This window comes from Paenibacillus sp. NPDC056933 (assembly GCF_042674385.1).
Lineage (GTDB): Bacteria > Bacillota > Bacilli > Paenibacillales > Paenibacillaceae > Paenibacillus.
On the sequence record NZ_JBHUQN010000002.1, the window covers coordinates 12,344 to 31,966 of the forward strand.

A 19,623-nucleotide genomic window follows, 5' to 3' on the forward strand; every position below is an offset into this window, starting at 1 on the left:
GCCTCGTTTATTTTCCTTACCTGTATTGGCAGTAGAGACACACAGCCAGGTATTTTTCCATTTCATGTGCATGACGATAATCAGAGTGAGCGCTGCTGCGACGAGAGGCTTACGGTGATAAAACCAGGAGCATAAGAGCTTTTTGCATTTTTTTATCGCTTGACTTGGTGTAAACACCAGGTTGTAGCATGAAGGTGCTCAGATCAAACTGACAGACAGGAGAGATTAGATAATGAAACATCATCATAATAAAGTTGCTCTTATAACGGGTTCCAATTCTGGCGTAGGATTCGAGCTGGCCAAGAAAATGTTGGCCGAAGGCTGGCAGGTCATCGCACTGAACCGTTCCAATTTTCCAACTGACGAAGTGATTCAAACGGCTCAAAAGTCGAAGCAATTGAGAATTTATAAAGGGGATCTAGCTGATTTTTCAAGTCTCAGGAGAGCCTTGGATCAGATTAAGCAGGGCGAGGACCATATTGATCTGCTCTTCAATAATGCCGGCGTGTCATTCGGAGAATTCCAGTACTCGATACAAGGGCGCGAGACGCATTTTGAGGTCAATACAGTGGTACCCTACATTATTTTCATGGAGCTCAGAGAGCTTTTGTTAAAGGGGGAACTGAAAACCGTTATCAACACTTCATCCAACGCCTTGCTGATGGTCAAACAGTTCGATTACAATACATTAGACAAGCCTGTCGGATTCAAAAAACTTCTGGGTCCTTACGCCGCTACCAAATTGGCCCTTTCGCTATGGACCCAGCAAATTGCCCCTGCACAATTGACGGAGGAAATCCGGATTCGCAGCGTTTGTCCCGGCCCTAGCAAGACAAAGATGTCCAAGGGCGCAGGGATGCCAGGCTTCATGATTCCGCTTGCCAACCTGTTCTTCTCCCATCCGAGTGCAGGAGCGGCCCGTTTATATGACGCTGCATTGGGTCACCATAAGGACGCTACGGGCATTTTTCTTAATAAAGGCAAAGCGACGCCCTTCAAGTTCAATGACCAGAGCGCGAATGTTCTGGATAAAGTAGACAGAATCTATAAGCAGGAATTTGCATGTGCAAATATGCAATGAGTGTTAATTTAACCGCCAAGGCTGGTGATATAACATGGACCAAGGGCTCTCGATCAAACAGGCCGCTGAACGAACTGGATTAACGGAGGATGCCATTCGACATTATGAAAAAATTGGACTGATCTCCCCTCCATCCAGAAAACCAAACGGCCACCGGGTGTATTATTCGGAGGATATGGAGAGGATGGAATTAATCCAGTGCCTGAAGCAAACGAATATGTCGTTGGAGGAGATGAAGGTCTATCTTTCTTTTCCCTTCAAGGAAGCGATTAAATCCGTTCCGGAATTGAATGCCGAGCTTCAGGAATACCGGAAGAAAATCACCGATCAGATAGCCGATTTGGAACGCATTTTGAACTTTATCGACCATAAGGTGGTTCATAATCAATCCTTGCTGCGGGATAAAAGCGGTGATGAAGCATAGGCGCTTGACCGCCAATTCTTAAACGATTCCTGCCACAAAAACAATCGCCTTACCCCTGTAAAGGGTAGGGCGATTGTTTTATTTAACGCTGGTAAGAGCCCGTTTCAAATTCAAATGTACGTCGATAGACGCTTTTTTATAACATTAGCGCTGGTGTCTCAGGAAACTGCCTTGCCTGTGCGGGCAGTGGAGACGTTTAGCCAGGCGTTTTTCCATTTCATGTGCATGACGATGATCAAGGTGAGTGCCGATGCTACGGATCAGGCTTACGGTAATAAAGCCTGGGGCATAAGAGCTGGTCGTTTTATACAGATTGCCGAGGATGAGCGGCAGGGCATAACCGCCAACTCCGCCAGCGGCGCCGACGATTCTGGTCATCAGGCCGATTTCGTTGCCGAAGCGCTGCGGCATGAGCTGGAATACCGCGCCATTGCCCGCACCAAGGCACATCATGCCGGCGAACAGGAGCACGATCACGATCGGCAGCGGTGGCGGCAGGGCCACGCAGGCCAGCATGATTCCCGCTCCTGCGTAGAGGAAGGTTAGCATGTGGGCTCCACCGATTTTATCGGACAAAAATCCCTCCGACAGGTCTGAAGAAGCTGCCTGCAATTACGCAGCAAGCCGGTGAACTTATTGTCGCGGGACACGAACATAATCCTATTGAAGTCGCTATTTTAGCGGCTTTTTTATTTTATCGGTACAAGTTCTTGTCCCAAGCCAAGGACAAGAACATGTTCCCATTCCCGATTAGATGAATATCTAAGCATGAGTAGTGAGCCTCTTATGAGCGACTAACTGGCTAAAGGATGGATAATGATCAAGAGAGCAACTTCTATTCTGGGGAGTGTTTCCACTGGAACTGTATTCCCATTTGAAATGGATAAAGTAAACTCGTCAAAAAGCACTTTAGCAAATAAGAGGATTACCGATTAGGCATATATCTAATTTTTTATTTTGCCCGTCGATTCATTAAACTAACGGGGGCAGGTTGGTTCAATGTAATCAATGTAACAGACTAATCGTAAAACTAAAAGTATACCCAATTAAGAATGTAGATAGATCTGAAGTTCATTAGATTGGTCTGCAAAATCGTCAAATAACTCCGTAACTATTATTGTATTTATATTACGAATATTATTATCAATCAGATACAACTTCATTAATTGGAAGCGTTCCTGTTTATTATGTTTGTTATATGTAATGCAAACATATTCACCTTTTGGAAAGTGATCAATCACATAATCCTGGCTCAAGAAAGATTGTTTCGATAATTCCCCATTTGTAACTACCATATATGCAGATGTGAAATTTTCTTCCATATCACCAAGAAAAGTGGCACCATCAATGATATATCCGCTTTCGAAATCAAATTCCATATGTGTTTCCTGAGATGATAATTCAACTAATCTACTATTAACTTCAAAGTTCTGCACATCTTCCTGATTTTTTAATTTTACAATCAGTCTTTCCTCGATCATTCTTTGATATGGCTTTTGTTTCTGAACAGCGTTTAGACTGTACTCCACCACCTGTGAAGCCTTTGAAAACCTCCTCTTTGCTTTCAGAAGTAAGTGGATCTTTTCCTCCATTAATTCGTTATACTTTTTTATCTTTTCGGAAAATTCCAGAATATTCTCTGTTAGTAATGTTTCCTTTAAATCCTTGAGTGGTACTCCAAAATTTAACGCGAGTTTAATGATGTCAATGATTATAAATTGATCGACGCTATAATAGCGATAGCCACTATCTTCATTGATAAATGAGGGCTTTAATAAGCCTATTTTGTCATAGTGTCGTAAAGCCTGTATGGAAATTCGATTAATTTTTGCTGTCTCTCCAATTGAGAAAAAATTTTTCAAAAAAATCCTCCTTTACTCTATACCTGATATAGACTCTATAATTTAATTATAACCAATTCGAACGCACAAGCAATGCTTGGCACAAAGGAGATAGTTACCATGAAAAAAGTAATATTAACATCCATTATTGCATCTGTAGTACTTGCTGGCAGCAGTCTTCCAGCGAGCGCGCAAAGTGATCTTAACTTGGGAACGTCTGCGTCAGCTGTAACACAAAAAAATATCAAAAATGAATCGAGTTCCGACAATGAAGAAAACACTGTAAGAGGTGAATTACTCAGTTACAAGAAGGTATCCCAGTTAACAACAAAACAAATTTTAAAATTAAATCCAGCTAAGGATATAAGATCTCTATTGAGTTATGATGTATCGCTCTATTCAATAACTTATAAGTCCATTTACAATGGGGAACCTGTTGTATTGTCGGGTCTTGTAACTATTCCTAAAGGGAAGAAAAAACCTTCTTATCTTCAATATCATCATGGCACAATGCTTCCTATACCTATGACAGGTGGCGAGGGATCAAACGATGCCCCATCCTTATTCCACGGACAACCCGCCCAGCTAACAGCAGATTTTGGTGAAACACGTATGATGATTTTGACATTAGCTTCAAAAGGTTATGTTGTCAGCGCTCCAGATTATGCGGGATACAACGTTTCCAAAAATCTAGATCATCCATACAACGTTGCCTCAGAGCTGGCTGAATCATCTGTAGATATGTTGCGAGCTACAAAAGAGCTAACCAGGAAGCTTCAGATTAAAACAGACAACAAAGTTTTCCTGGCGGGGTGGTCTGAAGGAGGGGGAGCTGCTTTAGCTACACACAAACTTATCGAGCAGAAACATGTGAAGGAATTTAATTTGATTGCCACATCCCCTTTAGCGGGTCCATATGATTCTACGAGCATGATCTTAGAAAGTGCTAACGTAGAGGGAGATATAGGGGAAAATGCCGCAATTTATAACTGGACTCTCTATTCCTTGATTAAATTTGGGAACATCGACCGTCCACATGATGAAGTATGGAAATACGAAGTGAATAGCTCTCTTGATGCTCTTATGACACCTTCTAATAAAGTAAGTGAGATTATTCAAGAGTCCTTCCTTGAAAACGTGATAAATGGTAAAGACGGAGAAGTTCTTGCTGCTATCAAAGGAAATGATCTTATTCAAGGATGGACTCCTAAAGCAAAGATTATGTTCCACTCAGGCAAACACGATGATATCGTTCCTCATTATAATACCTTGAATGCCTATAATACATTTAAAGAGAGAGGCGCAGACGTCACATTATATGAATATGAAGGAAATCATTACACACCTGATTTGAAATATCTAACCCGCACCATTAAGGACTTTGGAGTTCTATCTAGAAAGTAGTTTTATATATAATCGTTATTAGGTGGAATATACATGAAAAAATTAATAAATGGTAGGAGCATTTCCTTATTATTTTGGGTCCTCGTTACAGTGGTAGCATTAGTATCGATGCCTGACCTTAATCGATTAGTTAAAGACAAGGGCCAGATCTCTATACCTCAATCAGCTCAAAGTAAGCAAGCGAACTCCATGCTTTCGGAGATGAAACCAGGCGAAGAAGATACTGAATCCATAATTCTAGTGTTTAACAGTGGTAATGAGAAGGCACTAAATGATACCCAAAAAAAAGAAATCAATCAGGCGATCACTAATATTAAGCAAAACAAGGTTGCCTTAGGTTTAAAAGAGGTAGTTTCATATTTAGATGGTGAGGAAGAAGCAAAGCGTCTCGTATCTGAGGATAAAACGACGATTCTGACTAATATTACAATTGCAAATGATGAGAACAAAACCATAGATCAAGTAGCCTCTGTTCTAAAAAAAGAAGTTGAAATCTCAAACGTGAAGACGTACTTGACAGGATCTAATCTCATTTCAAGTGATTTTGGAAACTCGATTGAAGAAGGCGTTAAAAAAACAGAGGTCATCGCTGTAGTCTTTATTCTTGCCATATTAATTGTTGTTTTTCAATCCCCGGTTATCCCGATAATATCATTGCTAACTGTAGGTATTTCTTATCTGGTATCCCTATCTATTATAGGCCACCTTGTTGATGTCTTTAATTATCCATTTTCTAACTTCACTCAAGTATTCTTAGTCGTGGTGTTGTTCGGTATCGGGACGGACTACAATATACTTCTGTATACACGATTTAAGGAAGAATTAAGTAAGAGTGATAGTGTTCTGGAAGCTGTAAAAGTAACGTTTAAGTCAGCGGGTAAAACGGTCTTATTCAGCGGACTTGCTGTATTTATTGGTTTCTTGGTCCTTCTCTTTGCTAATTTTCAGTTATATCAAGCAACTTCGGCTGTCGCTTTTGGTGTTGCGATACTGATCATTGTGCTTAATACACTAAATCCATTTTTCATGGCCTTATTAGGTAAAAAAATGTTCTGGCCGTCAAAGAAATTCTCAGGGCATGGAGACAATCGGTTGTGGGGATGGCTTTCAAAACAGTCAGTGCTTCGTCCGTTAATAGCTATTTTGCTCATAACGGTCATATCGGTGCCGTTCTTTCTAAGCTATAGCAAACAGTTATCTTATAATGACCTAGCGGAAGTCAGTGATTCTTATACTTCTAAAAAAGGAATTAATATCATTTCGGAGCATTTCACACCTGGTTTAATCGCACCAGTATCTTTGGTAATAAAATCAGATACGGCATTAGATCAACAGGGGACATTAAAAGTTCTAGATGAGCTAGCAGAACAGATATCTAAAACAGAAGGTATTTCTAAAGTATATAGCGCCACTCGTCCTAGTGGTGAAAAAATTCAAGATTTGTACCTTAATGACCAGACCGGAAAAGTAAATGAAGGTGTAGGGAAAGCAAATTCCGGAGTGGGGACAATTGAAAAAGGTTTGTCCTCAGCAACCAAACAACTCAAACCTACTGAGGATCTAGAAAATGTAAAACAACTAATTAATGGAACAGATCAACTCACGACAGGCGTTACTGCAATCAAAAATGCTTTAGGAGAAATAACGATAGGTTTGAATGGTGGGGTGTCCGGTGTAGACAAGATTCATACTGGACTTACATCACTACAAAAAAATGTAGAACAATTAGAGACAGGAACAAAACAGTTAGAACAAGGGTATAACAAATTAGAACAGGGTCTTAGTACATTTGGTGAATTCTTTAATGTAGCCAAAACATCCATAAAAGGTGCACTTAATGGATATGCCAAAATTCAGACTAGCATGTCCCAACTTGTTACTAACAACCCAACTTTAGCTCAGGATGCCGAAGTTCAAAAAGTCATCGGAATTTCTACATCGGCACAACAACAGTTAAACGAACTGTATTCCCAAATTGATCCACTGATGGAACAGTATAATGTAGCGTTGGAATCATTTAAAACGGCAAATACATCATTAGTACAGGTAACCAACGGACTAGGAGAAGTAAATAAAGGTATCAGTCAATTGCAACAAGGAACAAAGGAATTAAAAACAGGTTTGAAAAACGGAGCAGAAGGCTCAGAACAGATAGCTACAAAAACATCCGATGTGGTCTCAGGCTTGAAGAAAGTGGGAGATGGGCAAGAACAACTCTATAGCGGCTTACAAGAACTTCAAAACAAAATGAAAGAATTGCAAGAAGGATTAGGAAAGAGCACTAAAGGACTCGTTAGCATATCGGATGGCTTAAATGATACTTCAAATTATCTGAATAATCTTAGCCAGTCATCTGCTGCCCAAAGCTTTTATATCCCTAAAGAGGTGTTAAAGGGAACAGATTTCAAACAATCACTGGATACGTATATGTCTGGAGATCGTAAAATTACGGAGTTCTCTATTGTCCTGAAAAATAACCCTTACTCTAAAGAAGCAATGGAAGTCGTCAAAAATTTAAACAATCAGTTAAATTCAGCTTTGGCTGGAACTGAGTTGGCTAATGCACAACTAGCTGTCGGAGGGATTACACAGCAAAACTTGGATATGGAAAAGATTGCAGGAGGAGACTTTGGCCGTACATCGATCATTATGCTTAGCAGCATAGGTCTTATGCTCATTATTGTTACTCGTTCTTTTTGGCCACCTATATTCATTATTGGTTCTTTATATTTGTCCTATAAAATCGCGCTTGGTGCAAATGAATGGTTGAGTACTCATTTGCTTGGTGTGGACTACCTCAGTTGGAACGTGCCATTCTTCACATTCATCATGATTGTTGCGTTGGGGGTAGACTATAGTATCTTCCTCATGATGAGATATCGTGAGATTGAAGGCAGCCCTAGTGATGCAATAAAAATAGCATCTAAGAATATTGGTGGAGTCGTGATCTCTGCTGCTGTAATTCTTGGTGGGACATTTGCAGCGCTTATTCCTTCAGGGGTTGTGACATTAATTGAAGTAGCTATTGGCGTCATAATCGGATTAGTGTTGCTAAGTATACTTATTCTTCCAATTCTATTCCCTGCACTAATGAATATCCTGGACAGATCTGCGAATTTACAGAAGAAAAAACAGAACAAAGAAAACGAACTACAGGGTTAATCCCAATCAATAAGATATTTCAATGATAATGTTTTATTTTAAAACCAAGTTCATGTTCAATGATTAGAACGGGACTTGGTTTTAATTTTAATGAATGAGTTGACAGCGATGGGGGATTGCCTTGAGAAATTGCACTAAACGAGCGGTCATTACCGCAATTGTAAGCATACTGATGTTGTTCCTTACTGGTTGTGTCCAAAGTACTGCTCATGTCAAAGTAAAGGCTAACGGTAGTATGGAACTGACATTTCAACTACTCTTAAACGACGATACGGAGTGGCTATTGGGCAATGAGCTCGAAGATGTGTTGTCTCAAAACTTTCAGCTCGAAGGATTTACTCTACAGAAAAGCCATCAAGGTGATAAAACCAAGTACATGCTGCGCAAAGTATACGATTCATACGAGAATCTATTAACTTCTAATGACACTGAAAAACTAGACCGTTTCATAGATACCCAAATTAAACATGAGGAAAAGTGGCTATACTCAAACTACAGAATTATTGCTGACCTTAAACCTAAGGACTATATGGATGACATTTTGGGAAGCTTAGACAATAACAGTATTTCAGAGACGGTTGCTTGGTGGTTAGTACAGGATATCCCTATTGAATTTAGATTGACCATGCCTTTTGATCTTTATGGATCAAATAATGCCGCTACACAGGATGGAGATACATTAACTTGGTATTCAACATTAGATAATCTCCAGCCCATGGAGTTAGAAATGTTTGTACCCAATATACGAAATATTTCAATTACCATTGGTGTTGTGATCCTAGTGGCTTTGTTAGTAGTACTATTATATATCCGCTTTCGAAAGAAACAGACATGATAACGTAAATCGTTAATAGCGAGTGTACTATGAGGGATTTATCAGGAGGTTTTGGTAAATATGAGAATAGAGTCTGTAAATAAATACTTCAAAGATATTAGGAAATTAAAAACGTTGTATGTAAACTCGTTTCCTGAAAATGAGAGGATACCAATGTGGTTTTTAAGTTGGAAGGCTAAAAAAAACTTTATTGATTTTTTTGCTATTTACGATATTGAAATATTTGTCGGATTTACCTATATAATCACTCACAAAGATATTTCTTTTATATTATTCTTCGCTACGTCCCCTGAATTACGATCTAAAGGATACGGTTCTAAAATCCTTACATTGATTCAAGAAAGGTATGCTGGTAACCGAATTATACTAAACATTGAAGCCTTAGAACCAAAAGTAGACAACTACGAACAAAGACAAAAACGGAAAAAATTCTATTTGAATAATCAATTTCGGAATACAACATTTAATATTGTTGAACATGGAGATTTATATGAAGTACTTGTATATGGTAATGATGTAAGTGCGAAAGAATACCTCGCTCTAATTCGGAGTTTCACAGGGACGATCCTTTCGTATTTTTACTCTCCAAAATTAACACAGGGTTAAAAGATTCCCATTTTTAAACAACGTAAAACTAGGAATAATAACAGAGATAAATAGAAACTTCTAAACAGGGGATCTGGTTTACTAGATCCCTTGTTTTTTTGCTGATGCGCCCGGCATGGGCGATAACTTGGCGGTGAAAGTCCGCTACAGGCTTGGCAGTAGGAACTGTTAGCCAAGGGCAAGGGTGTCCGTCGCGAGGCGGAATCAGAAGGAAGCTGGAGGCAAACCATCGGTCTGATGAACAGAAATCACATACAAGGCATGGTGGAACGGACGAGCTTGCTAGCCAAAGCGAAGTCCAATACTGCCACAATTTCCGGATGTAAATGTGGCAGATGGATGAGAGGAATCGTATCGCTCTTACCCGGGGAGGTCTCACTGACGTCAAGTAGGGAAAAAAACCGAAAGATGGAGTAAAGCTTGTGGTGAGAAGTAAGCAGAGGTCATAGTACCGGAAAATAATTTCAAGTTATTACCATCAGTTATTCAAGATTATTTTGTTAAATATCTTAAAGGTGACTTATACCGGAGCACAAAATGCAAGATGGCCTAATGAATGTCAATCCAAAAAGTGGCCATGGATTACTTGCGCTCGGCGCTTAAACCCGAGCTCACTTATGCAAAGAAGCTGATTCGCGGTCTCGGCGACAGGGAAGAGGAGTAAGGAAATTTGCGAATGAAATGGCTGCATTCCATATTTCAACGATATCAATGAACTATTAAGCACAAATACAATTTTAGTTCACTACGCAAACTTCAATGCTAGGACCGGTAGTTGCCGGCCAATATTTGTGGAAGAAAGTTTAATAGATAAGCATAAAATGAGAACCCCGTCACTCTCGGAATGAGGATGAACGGGGTTCAATAATCACAAATAGCAAGTTAGTGAGGTTAATTGGATATTTAGTTTTAATAACGACAGGCAATCGATCTAACTATTCATTTTGATGGGAATGTCTTTATTGTTGTCGGGGGACAAGAACTTGTACCGATTGCCGGAATGGACAAGAACATCGTCCGATTGCCGATTAGATGTATATCTATATATTGAACGAATACACTTAAAACGAACTCCTGCGTCAGGCTTGTTCCTACTGCAAGATCTGTCAGTTTATTAGAAACAACATGTACCGTTCGTGTGACTTCTTGAGCTGCATAGTTCTCAGAATTAGTGACATTGTATTTCAACGGGGATGTCCCTAAACGATCGGAATCTACTGTACCAGTCACAGACACCTCACTTGTTAAGTCACCATCTAAATCGTCATATGCACTATAGCCTGGTTCGAGATATGAATTTCCCTTTAGAGTATACAGCGTTGATTCTCCAGTTAGATTAATTTTTCGAGAAGGATCCTTGATTTCAAAGCTTGCCCTGCTGTAGCAACATCAGATCCATCAGTGACGGTGTACTTAAACTTGGCAGTACCGGAGAAATCAGGTTTGGGGTAAAACTTCACATACCCTTCAGTAAGAGGTGCTATTCCACCAATGAAGTCCCCAACATTGAGCTTTTTCCACCAGCTCTGATCCCACTCCGTAAAGGTGGTAAATGACAAATTCATCGATGTATGTTCCTCCATTGTTCCAGCGATAAAGCTTCAGATTATATTTTATCACAGCTGCACCCGTCGCCTGCAAATGAGAGTATCAAAATTGATATAACCTTTACATGAGATCGTAACCCCTTCACAGGAGGCGTCCGTTATAGTAGAGATAGCTTTTGAGACATCCGGGTAAAAGGAAAAGGAACCCGGCAATCAATAACAAAAATAATGGGTAAATAAAATAGGTGAGAATCATAAAAGGAGAGATCATCATGAACTTAAAAACACCATTCAAAAAAGCAGCTATCGCTTTAACTGCAGCCGGCGTAATCGGCGCGGGTTCAGCAGGCTTGTACAGCACTGTATTGCCTGTTCCAAAGGCCCACGCAGCTTCGGTCAGCCAATCGGATTCCCAGAAAGCATTGAATACTTTGAACAGCTTTTATAAACCTGCCCTTAACGGCCACTTTCCCGGTGTTGTAAGCAGCTTCACAGTCGGCAAAACGACTAAAGAAGAAGTGATTAAGGCTATCGGCAAAGCGCCAATGCCGGCTAAAGACGCCGATGGCTTCGACGTTTACGGAGCGGACATGGGGACACCGGGATACGCCTTCAACTATAAGCTGGATAAAATCCGTGAAATGCGTTATTTCGGAACCAATGTAGAACGTCAAACAAACATCGGCGGCATCACGATCGCTATGGTGAAGAAAAACTGGTTTGCGCCAAACTCGGTCACTACGATCAAAACGGGCAAACTGACCCAAACCAAGCTGACTTACATCCGCGGCGCTTATAAACTTGAATTTATTTTTAACAGCAGCACGGAACTGGATCATATCAATCTTCTGAAAAAATAATAGAGGTTAGGCGAATACGCTAACTTCTAATAGCGGTAAACGGCCAGGCATCTTCTGGGATGCCTGGCTCAAGAAAGTGCTTGAAAGTAACCGGATCGTTCAAGTTTTTGATCATCTCCCGGCGGTATAATAACGTTATTAGCTGTTAAACAGGCCGAAAAGTTGAAATCGGCCCTTGCACAGCCGGGAGGAATATCAGATGGACAACAACGATTACAGAAATACAGAACAAGAACTTAACGCACAGCGATTAAATTTGCTGCCGATGGAGAACGGTTATGTTTCAGTACCCCCGTTATCCGCGGCGGCAAATTTTATTATGAGCAGCCTAGAGCCTTTTACGCATACATACCGGACTTATATCCGTGCTTGTGAAAGTGGAAAACTTACGCTTCGTATATGGCACAGCAATGCTGTAGATTCAACCTGGGACAAAGGACAGGAAGCATCAGGGGGCGAACCGGGCGGCAGATGGCGCATTGAATCCGCGTTTTTCGGGGATGGAGGCACACGGCGTGACGGACGGGTACCTGACGGGCCTTGACCCCGATTACGTTTGAAGGCCAACACAGCAAAGAGGTCGGGCCGGGTGAAACCTTCTCCAGCGACGAGGCGACCCTGGAGCTGAAAGAGGGATATGACCTGGTGTTCAGCTGGACGTTATCGGCGTTGGAGCCGGGGAAGTCGTTTCCTTACAATGTGGAAGGCATGCTGGCTGCAGGCTTTGACGGACCTGGCCACTTGGCCGGCGAACCCGGAGCAGAGCGGTTAACCCGGTCAGATAAGCTGCTTGTTCTGCCGAGCTTTATCGGTTATTTTAGACCGGCTGCCAAACGCATGGTGCTGCTGGGAGACTCGATTACCCAAGGCGTACGGACGGAACAGAACGCTTATGCTTACTGAGGGGCCCGAATCAGCAGTTGATCTATATGTTAAAAAATTGAATTATTAAAACCCGTTGATGATTCGATTTAATGGGTTTTTATTTTTCCTAACGTTGGAGATCAAAATGACGAAAAGGGGGCAATGTGCACAAGTTACAACAAAGGGTACAAGTTCTTGTTGTCGCAGGACAAAAACATTGTGTCGTTTCGGATTAGGTAGTTATCTATAAAGTTCTAAGTGGCACTATTGTGGCGGGATAAAGTACGTTAATAAAAGATTCACCGTTTGAAAACGTGTTTTTGTACCAAGAACCAGATTTTTTCTGGCTAAGGCAAGAGCTCGTTACATGAGGAAAGATTAAGTACATGGTACCAATGTTGATTAGGATATTTATCTGTTTCATTAAGCTAACGGGCAGTTTAGCGCAACAAACTTTATTGAAACAGTGTCTTATATAGGGTGGGTGAAATAAACGAGATGGGGTGTGCATGATATTGAAAAAGATTAAGTTGATTTTAGGGATAACCTTTGTGGTTGTCTTATATGTGCTTAGTGGTTGCAGCGCTCCTTCTCCTGAAGCTGAAAAGGGAAATTATGTTATTGCCAAGGAAGAGCAAAAAATCCTCGTGGCGAAGAATATTTCTTCGAGTGATGCTAAAAATCACGCTTATTCTGATTTGAAAAAGAGAAATATTGAAATGGTTTATTATATCGTAGAGGATGCACAACTTTATAACGGAGTGGCGATAGGCGATAAAGTCAAAGTAGCCCCCAAAACGAATGACAAAGGCGAATACATTGTAATGCAGTCCGACCCCCCGCAAATTGTAGCTGGTAAAATCGAAAAGCTGGCGCATTAATCATTACGCTAACGAGGAACGATAGTTAATAAAAATGAGAAGAAAGCTCTTTGGAGCAATCAGCTGCCTTTTTAAGCTAACGAGTGGCTGGTGACAAAGGAGTATAATTTAGCTGTCTAATTGTATGGGTGGGGGAACGTTATCAAGTTCTTGTCGTCCATGTGAGTATGACGGACAAAAGCCGAATAGACTCCATGGAATACGTACAGCGAGAAGCAACAGCTTGGGAAGCGGATCTCAATCGGTCGACTTTCTTTTCGCTGCCTTGTGAGTATAACTCCTATTTTCATCGGATTCGTAGTTTGGATTCGACTGTTTTCAACTTCCAGATCCCTAAAATTTTCCATCACTGAATTGTCGTAACAATTACCTTTACGAGACATACTTTGTACAATTCCTCTAGATTCAAGCTTTGTACGATAGTGCTTCATTTGATAGTGCCAGCCTTGATCAGAATGCATCAGTAGCTGATGGTCCTCTGGCAAACGTTCTAAAGCTTGATCTAACATCTCTGAAACAAGGGAATACGTTGGCCTTGAGCCAATGGTATACGTAATAATTTCCCCATTAAATAAATCTAGTACAGGCAATAAATAAAGCTTCTCACCCAATAAACTGCATCCATTTTTTGTTCGTTTGTAAATTTAGCCATAGAAAAACTGCAGCTCCAATTGTTGATAATGTCTAACAATTGGGGTGCAGTTCAGCATGCGGGCACCTGTCTTTTATCCGTTCCGGTTAGTGTTCAAGCCCCGGCTAATTCCTCTTTATTCAGCGTATAAAAGCTTCTGAATCTGCTGCTGGCTTCGAGCAGCTCTTCCAAACGTCCTGTGCCGGCAATCTCCCCGTTCTCCATATAAATGATCTCATCATACAGACCGAGCAGGTCCTCATTCATATTGTGGGTGATTGTAATCAAGGTGAGTCCTTCATGCTTCAGCAGCCGGCTCTCAATTTCATAGGCAGTTTGCATATCAATAGCGGAAGTGCCTTCATCCAGAATCAGCAGCGGCTTGTTCCGGATCAAGGCTCTGGCAACAGCAATCCGCTGGCGCTGGCCGCCGGAGAGCCGGGAGCCGTTCTCGCCGACTGGATAGAGGAGGCCCTGCGGAGCCGCGGCTAAGAACTTGTGCATCCCGCTCATCTGAATGGCATGCTCCAGTTCCTCTTCCGTGAAATCTTCATACAGCGTGATGTTTTGCCTGATATCATTATCAAACATATACACGTTCTGATGAATCGTAGAGGCCATTTGCAGCAGCTTATCCCTGTCCAGCCTCCGGGTATCCGTACCATCAACAGCGATAGTTCCCTCGTAATGTTCATAATAACCGCTTAACAGCTTCACCAGCGTCGATTTACCGCAGCCGCTTTGGCCGACCAGCGCATATTTTTTACCTTTTGTAAGCGTAAGATCAATGCCTTTGAGTACCTGCTTTCCGGATGGATAAGCGAACTGCAGCTGGCGGACTTCAAGACTGTCATTGAATACTGGTTCAAGCATGGCCGTATGATTCTCATGACGCTCCTCCGCACTGCCAGCCAAAGCATCTATGCGGTCCAGAACAAGCTTTACACCTTGAATTTTGGGCAAATTCTCCATAATGATCAGAACCGGACCGACAATTCCGCCGCTTAGCTGAACAAGGGCAACTAGGCTGCCTGCTGATAAATTACCGGAAATGATGAGCCAGGCGGCAATGAACACCACTGCAAACTGGCTGAGAACCGCCAAGGTCTGGGATATGCCTTCATTGGCTGCGAACAGACGGTCAGCGGCGAACCGGGTATCTGCGGCGAGTTCATTTTCCTGCTTGAATTTACGGTAGGCGTGCCTGCCCATGGCGTAGGATTTGATAACTTCATATCCGGATAGTAAATCCTTCAGTCTTGTGGTGAAAACCGACATTTGTGTAGAGACGGTATTTTGTCGGTTCTGCAGCGCTTTGCCAAACAGGGAAGGGACGGCAAACATCAGCACCATACTTAAGATGAGGGTCAAAGTTACCAGGGGACTGACATAAAAGAGGACGAACAGGGATACGGCGAAAATTACAGTGTTTTGCAGCATAAGCAGCATCGGGTGGATGTAGTTGTCTTCAGCCAGCTTGATATCATTAGTAAGTGCAGACAGATAGTCAGCGGTATTCGCGGATGTGAACTCTTCAACTTTACGCTGGAAAATCCCCCGGAATACCCTCTCCCGCAGGGAAACCGTCAGATTGCGGATGAGCGCTTTGCTGCAAAGAGAATAGACATACCCGAGCAGGGCGAGCAGCAGCAGATAAATAACAGACATGATGAGAATTTTGCGGAAAAGCTCAATGTCACCCTGCATCGCGGCATCGATTACCTTTTCCAGGATCAGGGCAATGAATACAGTGGCTGCAGACGTGATGACGCTTAGCAGCAGGGTGAGCGCCAGCAGTGTTTTGCTCTGGCTGAGGGATTGTTTCAAAAAATCAACTCCTTTGTGTTAGATAATGATTAAATTCGTAAGATGATAATAGCATTTAAATTAGATGTAGGTCAACTCAGTTAGACTTCCACCTAATATAAATTAATAAAAAACTCCCCATGATTAATCATGGGAACCCTCATGGGAAAACGAGTTTGTTATAACAAATACTGCCCGATATCAGAGATTAATTGGCGCAGGTTATCCTGATTCAAATGGTAATACACCTTGCCGTTTTTTTTCTCAATACCGACCAGACCGCAGGCCAGCAGCACATTCATGTGATGCGACATCGTGGCGGCAGTCAGGCCCAGCTGCTCTGCAATCTCGAGATTATATTTGGGGCTAACCTTCAGTGAAGCCAGGATTTGCAGCTTGCTGTTGTCGCCGAGCGCCTTAAGCCTAAGCAGCAGAAAATCTCTGGAGTCAGCAAGTGTCTTGCCGGAAATCGGCAGCACATCTACATAAAGGCCATAGTAACATTGTGTAGTGAAAAGCTGCTGTCCCAGCGGCATGATCAGGGTGGGATACACTACAGGCTGTTCAGCAAACATTCCCACCAGCTTCAGAAACTGCTCATCCTCCTGTTTATGGACAGATTGTATGTAAGCCTTGATTAGCTTATTAAGCGGTTTTACCACTTCCGCAGACGCTTTTTCAAAGGCAGGGAGATTGGTGTTCACGGTATCAATCAGCAGCTGCAGCTGTTTGCGCGGCGTTTGCAGGATGCCCATCAGCTTCCACTTCGTTTTTTCATCCACAGGACAGCCTACCAGAAAGGTGACAATATCATCCAGTGAACGGATGCTGTTAGCAGAGGCACTCTGTGCCGGCTGGTCATCCAGCTCTTCCAGGCGCAGCAGCACCCTGAGCAGTGCATCGCGCATGTCATCTTCACTTACTTGATCAAAAGCAGCCAGCCAGCCTGTATTCTCACTAAGCAGTGCAAGCAGAACGGAAAACAAACCTTCATTTTCTTCGCTGAAAAAAGTATTCGCGCTGTCATCGATCACCCGGTGCTTCATGAAACCTTCGATATACTTGTCGAGTACTTTGAGATGCCTGTTATAAAAGAACTCTCCGTCCACACCGAATTTGTTCAGCTCTTCAATCATATCTGTCTTGAACTTCTCCGCATGGCTGCTGACGTACAAGAGCCCCATCGTTTCAAAGACCGGCTCTAAGCGTTCCTGAATAATAAGATTCATTAGGCCTCCGCTATATCAAATGAATTTGGTGTTTATCTAATATATTATATTTATGTAAAACGTTATTATCAAGCTGGGCGAAACAAAACGGCCATTCATACGTCTAAAGTTAGAAGAAAACGCCTAACAAATATTTCCTGTGAAATGGAGGCTTACATTTTGCATACCAATATAATGACAAAAACTATTATAATGAAAAACCGCCGGACAATATTCCTTGCTGCTGCCATCATGTCTTTGTCAACGAATCTTCCGGCTTCTGCGGCAGAGACTGCCTATGCGGCAGGACAAGCCTCTTCGCCAGCTGTGGGAGTTACAAGCATTTCCTTGGCTTCGTCAGCGGTACCTTATGGATTGGAGGCAACGACTTTAAGCGTCGACGGAAAGAAGCTGGATGTACTGGCTTACCATGCTGATAACACCCTTATGGTCCAATTGGTGCCTGTTGCCAAAGTCATGGGATACACAGTTGATTATAATGCGAAGACCGGTGATCTCACGCTAAAGAAGCTGCGGCGTGTAATCAAGATGGCTCTTAATTACAGCGAGTACAACCTAAACGGCATGACTTCATCCGCCAAAACCCCCTTTATCCGCGGCAATTCAACATATCTTCCGCTGCGCCAGCTTGCTGACCTGTCCGGATACACGATTGTCCAGCAGGGCAGGGCTGAGTATAAGCTGACGGCACGTCCCGAAAATGATGTAACCATTTCTGCCTCTGAGGAACTGTCGGTTGCTACGGAGCCGTATTCTTTTTCGTTCCATTATCCGGTCTTGTCCGGATATGCCAACAAGGAAGCAATGGATAATATTAATCAGTTTCTGAAAGAGACAGCAGAGAAGTGGAAAACAGAAGCGGAGCAGGTGCTGTCTGAGGCCTGGGCGGTTCACCCTGATAAAGACAGGATTATTGATTACGCCCATATGTATCCTTATGGTTTTCAGGCGCAGTGGAAGGTTGCCTACAATCAGGAAGGTCTGCTCAGCCTCTATGCCGATACCTATCAATATATGGGCGGCACAGAACCAGACCGGCTGCTCCGCCACAGCTGGACTTTTGATCTGAACACCGGACAACCGCTCACGCTGCTCGAGGCCTCCGGCAATTTACCAGATTGTGCTACAAAGATTAATCAGTATGTGAATCTGAAAATTGCATCCGGAGAAGTGAACAGCACCCCGCCGGCCCAATTTCCGGGGATAGAAACGGCTGGTACAGGCTGGTATGTCCAAGACGGAAAGATCATAGTGTATGTTCAGCCGGAGCCGGTTGCTTTTCTCAAAAATGAAATATTTGAAATTTCGGTGCCAATCTCCAGAATTGCTGGTGCGGAACAATAAGCTTCCTGATCATTAAGTGTTGCTGCTTCATCAAAAAAAAGCTGTCTTAGTCTCCGGGCGTAGGTGGTATTATCCCCTTTAAGTAGACACTTAAAAAAACCTTCATGTTATCATGAGGGTTCAAGTGACACTTGGTGGGGTTTGCTTCCCATCAGTTTTTCGAAGCATCAAGGCGGCGGGCAAGGTGATCGTTTCTACCGAGATAGGCGGAATGCCAATCGCTGAAATTGGAATTTCGGCAACAGAATCATGGAATATCTTGGCCAACGGATTCAATCATCCCAGTATGGCTGGGCATGAAGTATATGCTATTGAACTCATGAAGCTTATTTGCATAAAGTAGGTCTTTTTTTCACCATTTCAAGGTAGAGCTGTTACTTCATTGGTAATATTAATGAACGTATAAGTGCTTCGCCATTGTCAGCCCTTCGCGATGCTGACGACACCTTCATTGATATTCCATTGGGACTGCTGCATGATTTTTTTGCTAAGGCAGTATCCCTTTGCGCAAGAGCTTGAAAAATAGCTTCGTTCATGGAGTGCTTGCGTGTCGGGGCTGCGCAACAATGTGTTGCCGCCGATGGTGTCGAACACGACATCGACTCCGCGGCCACCCGTTTCTCGCATGATGGCGTCGACATTTTTCCAAAGAAACGAGTGTCTATTATATTGAAGAGGCAGCTTTTGCTACAGGCGAACATGATGATCCGAACAGCGCTGTTGGCATGGGTAGTGCTAGCACCTTAAGGAGTTTGTAGCTATGGAACTATAGTGGTCAGGAGAGCCTAACCTCGGCAAGCGCTTCCGTACGGAGTCATCTCATTGCGTTTGCCGCGGAAGAATCCCGTTTGAACCGGGGTAAATCGATTGATTTAAAGGAATAAGCAAAAGAAATAATGGCTGCACAAGAAGTTACCGAGCAGCAAAAGATATAAGCAAAGATTTAGTAGCGATTGCTTCCGGGAATGAGGGAAGCAATCACTATGTTTTTTTGCGGATATTTTTATTTTTTGTCCGCCACATGTGTACAAAAAATAAAAAAGATGATACATTGAAATTAGTTTAATTCCTTTTATAACAGGGTTTTTTGGAGAATACTATGTCTCCT

At 42.4% G+C, this 19,623-nt stretch carries 17 protein-coding genes and 2 pseudogenes; 11 read left to right on the forward strand and 8 right to left on the reverse strand.

Translation table 11 applies throughout. From position 1 onward, the window contains the following. The first annotated feature begins 232 nt into the window (after nt 1-232). Nucleotides 233-1,081, forward strand: coding sequence for an SDR family NAD(P)-dependent oxidoreductase (locus ACFTRD_RS15030; RefSeq protein WP_379381433.1), 849 nt, complete (start codon nt 233-235; stop codon nt 1,079-1,081). A gap of 34 nt (nt 1,082-1,115) precedes the next feature. Continuing rightward, on the forward strand, nt 1,116-1,505 hold the full coding sequence (locus ACFTRD_RS15035) for a MerR family transcriptional regulator (protein ID WP_094939904.1): 390 nt from the start codon (nt 1,116-1,118) through the stop codon (nt 1,503-1,505). A 158-nt stretch (nt 1,506-1,663) separates the two neighbouring features. Here ACFTRD_RS15035 and ACFTRD_RS15040 read toward each other — a convergent pair. Together ACFTRD_RS15040 and ACFTRD_RS15045 are read right to left on the reverse strand one after the other, a co-directional pair. Further along, nucleotides 1,664-2,124 (reverse strand): annotated as a pseudogene (locus tag ACFTRD_RS15040) (MFS transporter); the annotation flags it as partial. A gap of 427 nt (nt 2,125-2,551) precedes the next feature. After that, the gene (locus tag ACFTRD_RS15045) at nt 2,552-3,367 is read right to left on the reverse strand and encodes a MerR family DNA-binding transcriptional regulator (protein ID WP_379381435.1); all 816 of its coding nucleotides are present in this window, start codon (nt 3,365-3,367) and stop codon (nt 2,552-2,554) included. Nucleotides 3,368-3,466: 99 nt separating this feature from the next. On the opposite strand from ACFTRD_RS15045, the gene ACFTRD_RS15050 reads away from it, so the two are divergent. The 4 genes from ACFTRD_RS15050 (at nt 3,467) to ACFTRD_RS15065 (ending at nt 9,353) form a co-directional block, all read left to right on the forward strand. After that, complete coding sequence (locus ACFTRD_RS15050; RefSeq protein ID WP_379381437.1) at nt 3,467-4,750, forward strand: alpha/beta hydrolase family protein; 1,284 nt, start codon at nt 3,467-3,469, stop codon at nt 4,748-4,750. Nucleotides 4,751-4,783: 33 nt separating this feature from the next. Continuing rightward, nucleotides 4,784-7,912: an MMPL family transporter gene (locus tag ACFTRD_RS15055; protein WP_379381439.1), complete on the forward strand. Its 3,129-nt coding sequence runs from the start codon at nt 4,784-4,786 to the stop codon at nt 7,910-7,912. Between the two features lie 235 nt (nt 7,913-8,147). Beyond that, entirely contained in the window at nt 8,148-8,747 is a 600-nt protein-coding gene (locus ACFTRD_RS15060) for a hypothetical protein (RefSeq protein WP_379381441.1), read from the forward strand. A 60-nt stretch (nt 8,748-8,807) separates the two neighbouring features. Next, on the forward strand, nt 8,808-9,353 hold the full coding sequence (locus ACFTRD_RS15065; protein WP_379381442.1) for a GNAT family N-acetyltransferase: 546 nt from the start codon (nt 8,808-8,810) through the stop codon (nt 9,351-9,353). A gap of 939 nt (nt 9,354-10,292) precedes the next feature. On the opposite strand, the gene ACFTRD_RS15070 is transcribed toward ACFTRD_RS15065, so the two are convergent. Further along, nucleotides 10,293-10,715, reverse strand: a complete 423-nt coding sequence (locus ACFTRD_RS15070) for a DUF5011 domain-containing protein (RefSeq protein ID WP_379383053.1) — start codon at nt 10,713-10,715, stop codon at nt 10,293-10,295. Beyond that, nucleotides 10,685-10,918, reverse strand: coding sequence for an Ig-like domain-containing protein (locus ACFTRD_RS15075; protein ID WP_379381444.1), 234 nt, complete (start codon nt 10,916-10,918; stop codon nt 10,685-10,687). Before ACFTRD_RS15075 ends, ACFTRD_RS15070 begins: the two co-directional genes overlap by 31 nt. Before the next feature lie 254 nt (nt 10,919-11,172). On the opposite strand from ACFTRD_RS15075, the gene ACFTRD_RS15080 reads away from it, so the two are divergent. The 4 genes from ACFTRD_RS15080 to ACFTRD_RS15095 all read left to right on the forward strand — a co-directional run bounded on the left by ACFTRD_RS15080 (nt 11,173) and on the right by ACFTRD_RS15095 (nt 13,505). Beyond that, entirely contained in the window at nt 11,173-11,760 is a 588-nt protein-coding gene (locus tag ACFTRD_RS15080; RefSeq protein WP_379381446.1) for a YjgB family protein, read from the forward strand. Nucleotides 11,761-11,959: 199 nt separating this feature from the next. Then, nucleotides 11,960-12,304, forward strand: a complete 345-nt coding sequence (locus tag ACFTRD_RS15085) for a hypothetical protein (protein WP_379381448.1) — start codon at nt 11,960-11,962, stop codon at nt 12,302-12,304. Beyond that, complete coding sequence (locus tag ACFTRD_RS15090) at nt 12,301-12,663, forward strand: hypothetical protein (protein WP_379381450.1); 363 nt, start codon at nt 12,301-12,303, stop codon at nt 12,661-12,663. Before ACFTRD_RS15085 ends, ACFTRD_RS15090 begins: the two co-directional genes overlap by 4 nt. Before the next feature lie 476 nt (nt 12,664-13,139). Further along, a complete protein-coding gene (locus ACFTRD_RS15095; RefSeq protein ID WP_379381452.1) occupies nt 13,140-13,505 on the forward strand; it encodes a DUF3221 domain-containing protein in 366 nt (121 codons plus the stop codon). A 335-nt stretch (nt 13,506-13,840) separates the two neighbouring features. Here ACFTRD_RS15095 and ACFTRD_RS15100 read toward each other — a convergent pair. The 3 genes and pseudogenes from ACFTRD_RS15100 to ACFTRD_RS15110 form a co-directional block, all read right to left on the reverse strand. After that, nucleotides 13,841-14,119, reverse strand: a pseudogene (locus ACFTRD_RS15100) (DDE-type integrase/transposase/recombinase); the annotation flags it as partial. Between the two features lie 131 nt (nt 14,120-14,250). Beyond that, entirely contained in the window at nt 14,251-15,963 is a 1,713-nt protein-coding gene (locus ACFTRD_RS15105; protein WP_379381454.1) for an ABC transporter ATP-binding protein, read from the reverse strand. Between the two features lie 158 nt (nt 15,964-16,121). Next, entirely contained in the window at nt 16,122-17,171 is a 1,050-nt protein-coding gene (locus ACFTRD_RS15110; RefSeq protein WP_379381456.1) for an ArsR/SmtB family transcription factor, read from the reverse strand. Between the two features lie 159 nt (nt 17,172-17,330). On the opposite strand from ACFTRD_RS15110, the gene ACFTRD_RS15115 reads away from it, so the two are divergent. Further along, nucleotides 17,331-18,515, forward strand: a complete 1,185-nt coding sequence (locus ACFTRD_RS15115) for a GNAT family N-acetyltransferase (RefSeq protein WP_379381458.1) — start codon at nt 17,331-17,333, stop codon at nt 18,513-18,515. 420 nt (nt 18,516-18,935) lie between these two features. Here ACFTRD_RS15115 and ACFTRD_RS15120 read toward each other — a convergent pair whose 3' ends face one another. Continuing rightward, entirely contained in the window at nt 18,936-19,109 is a 174-nt protein-coding gene (locus ACFTRD_RS15120; RefSeq protein WP_379381460.1) for a hypothetical protein, read from the reverse strand. Nucleotides 19,110-19,623: the final 514 nt, after the last annotated feature.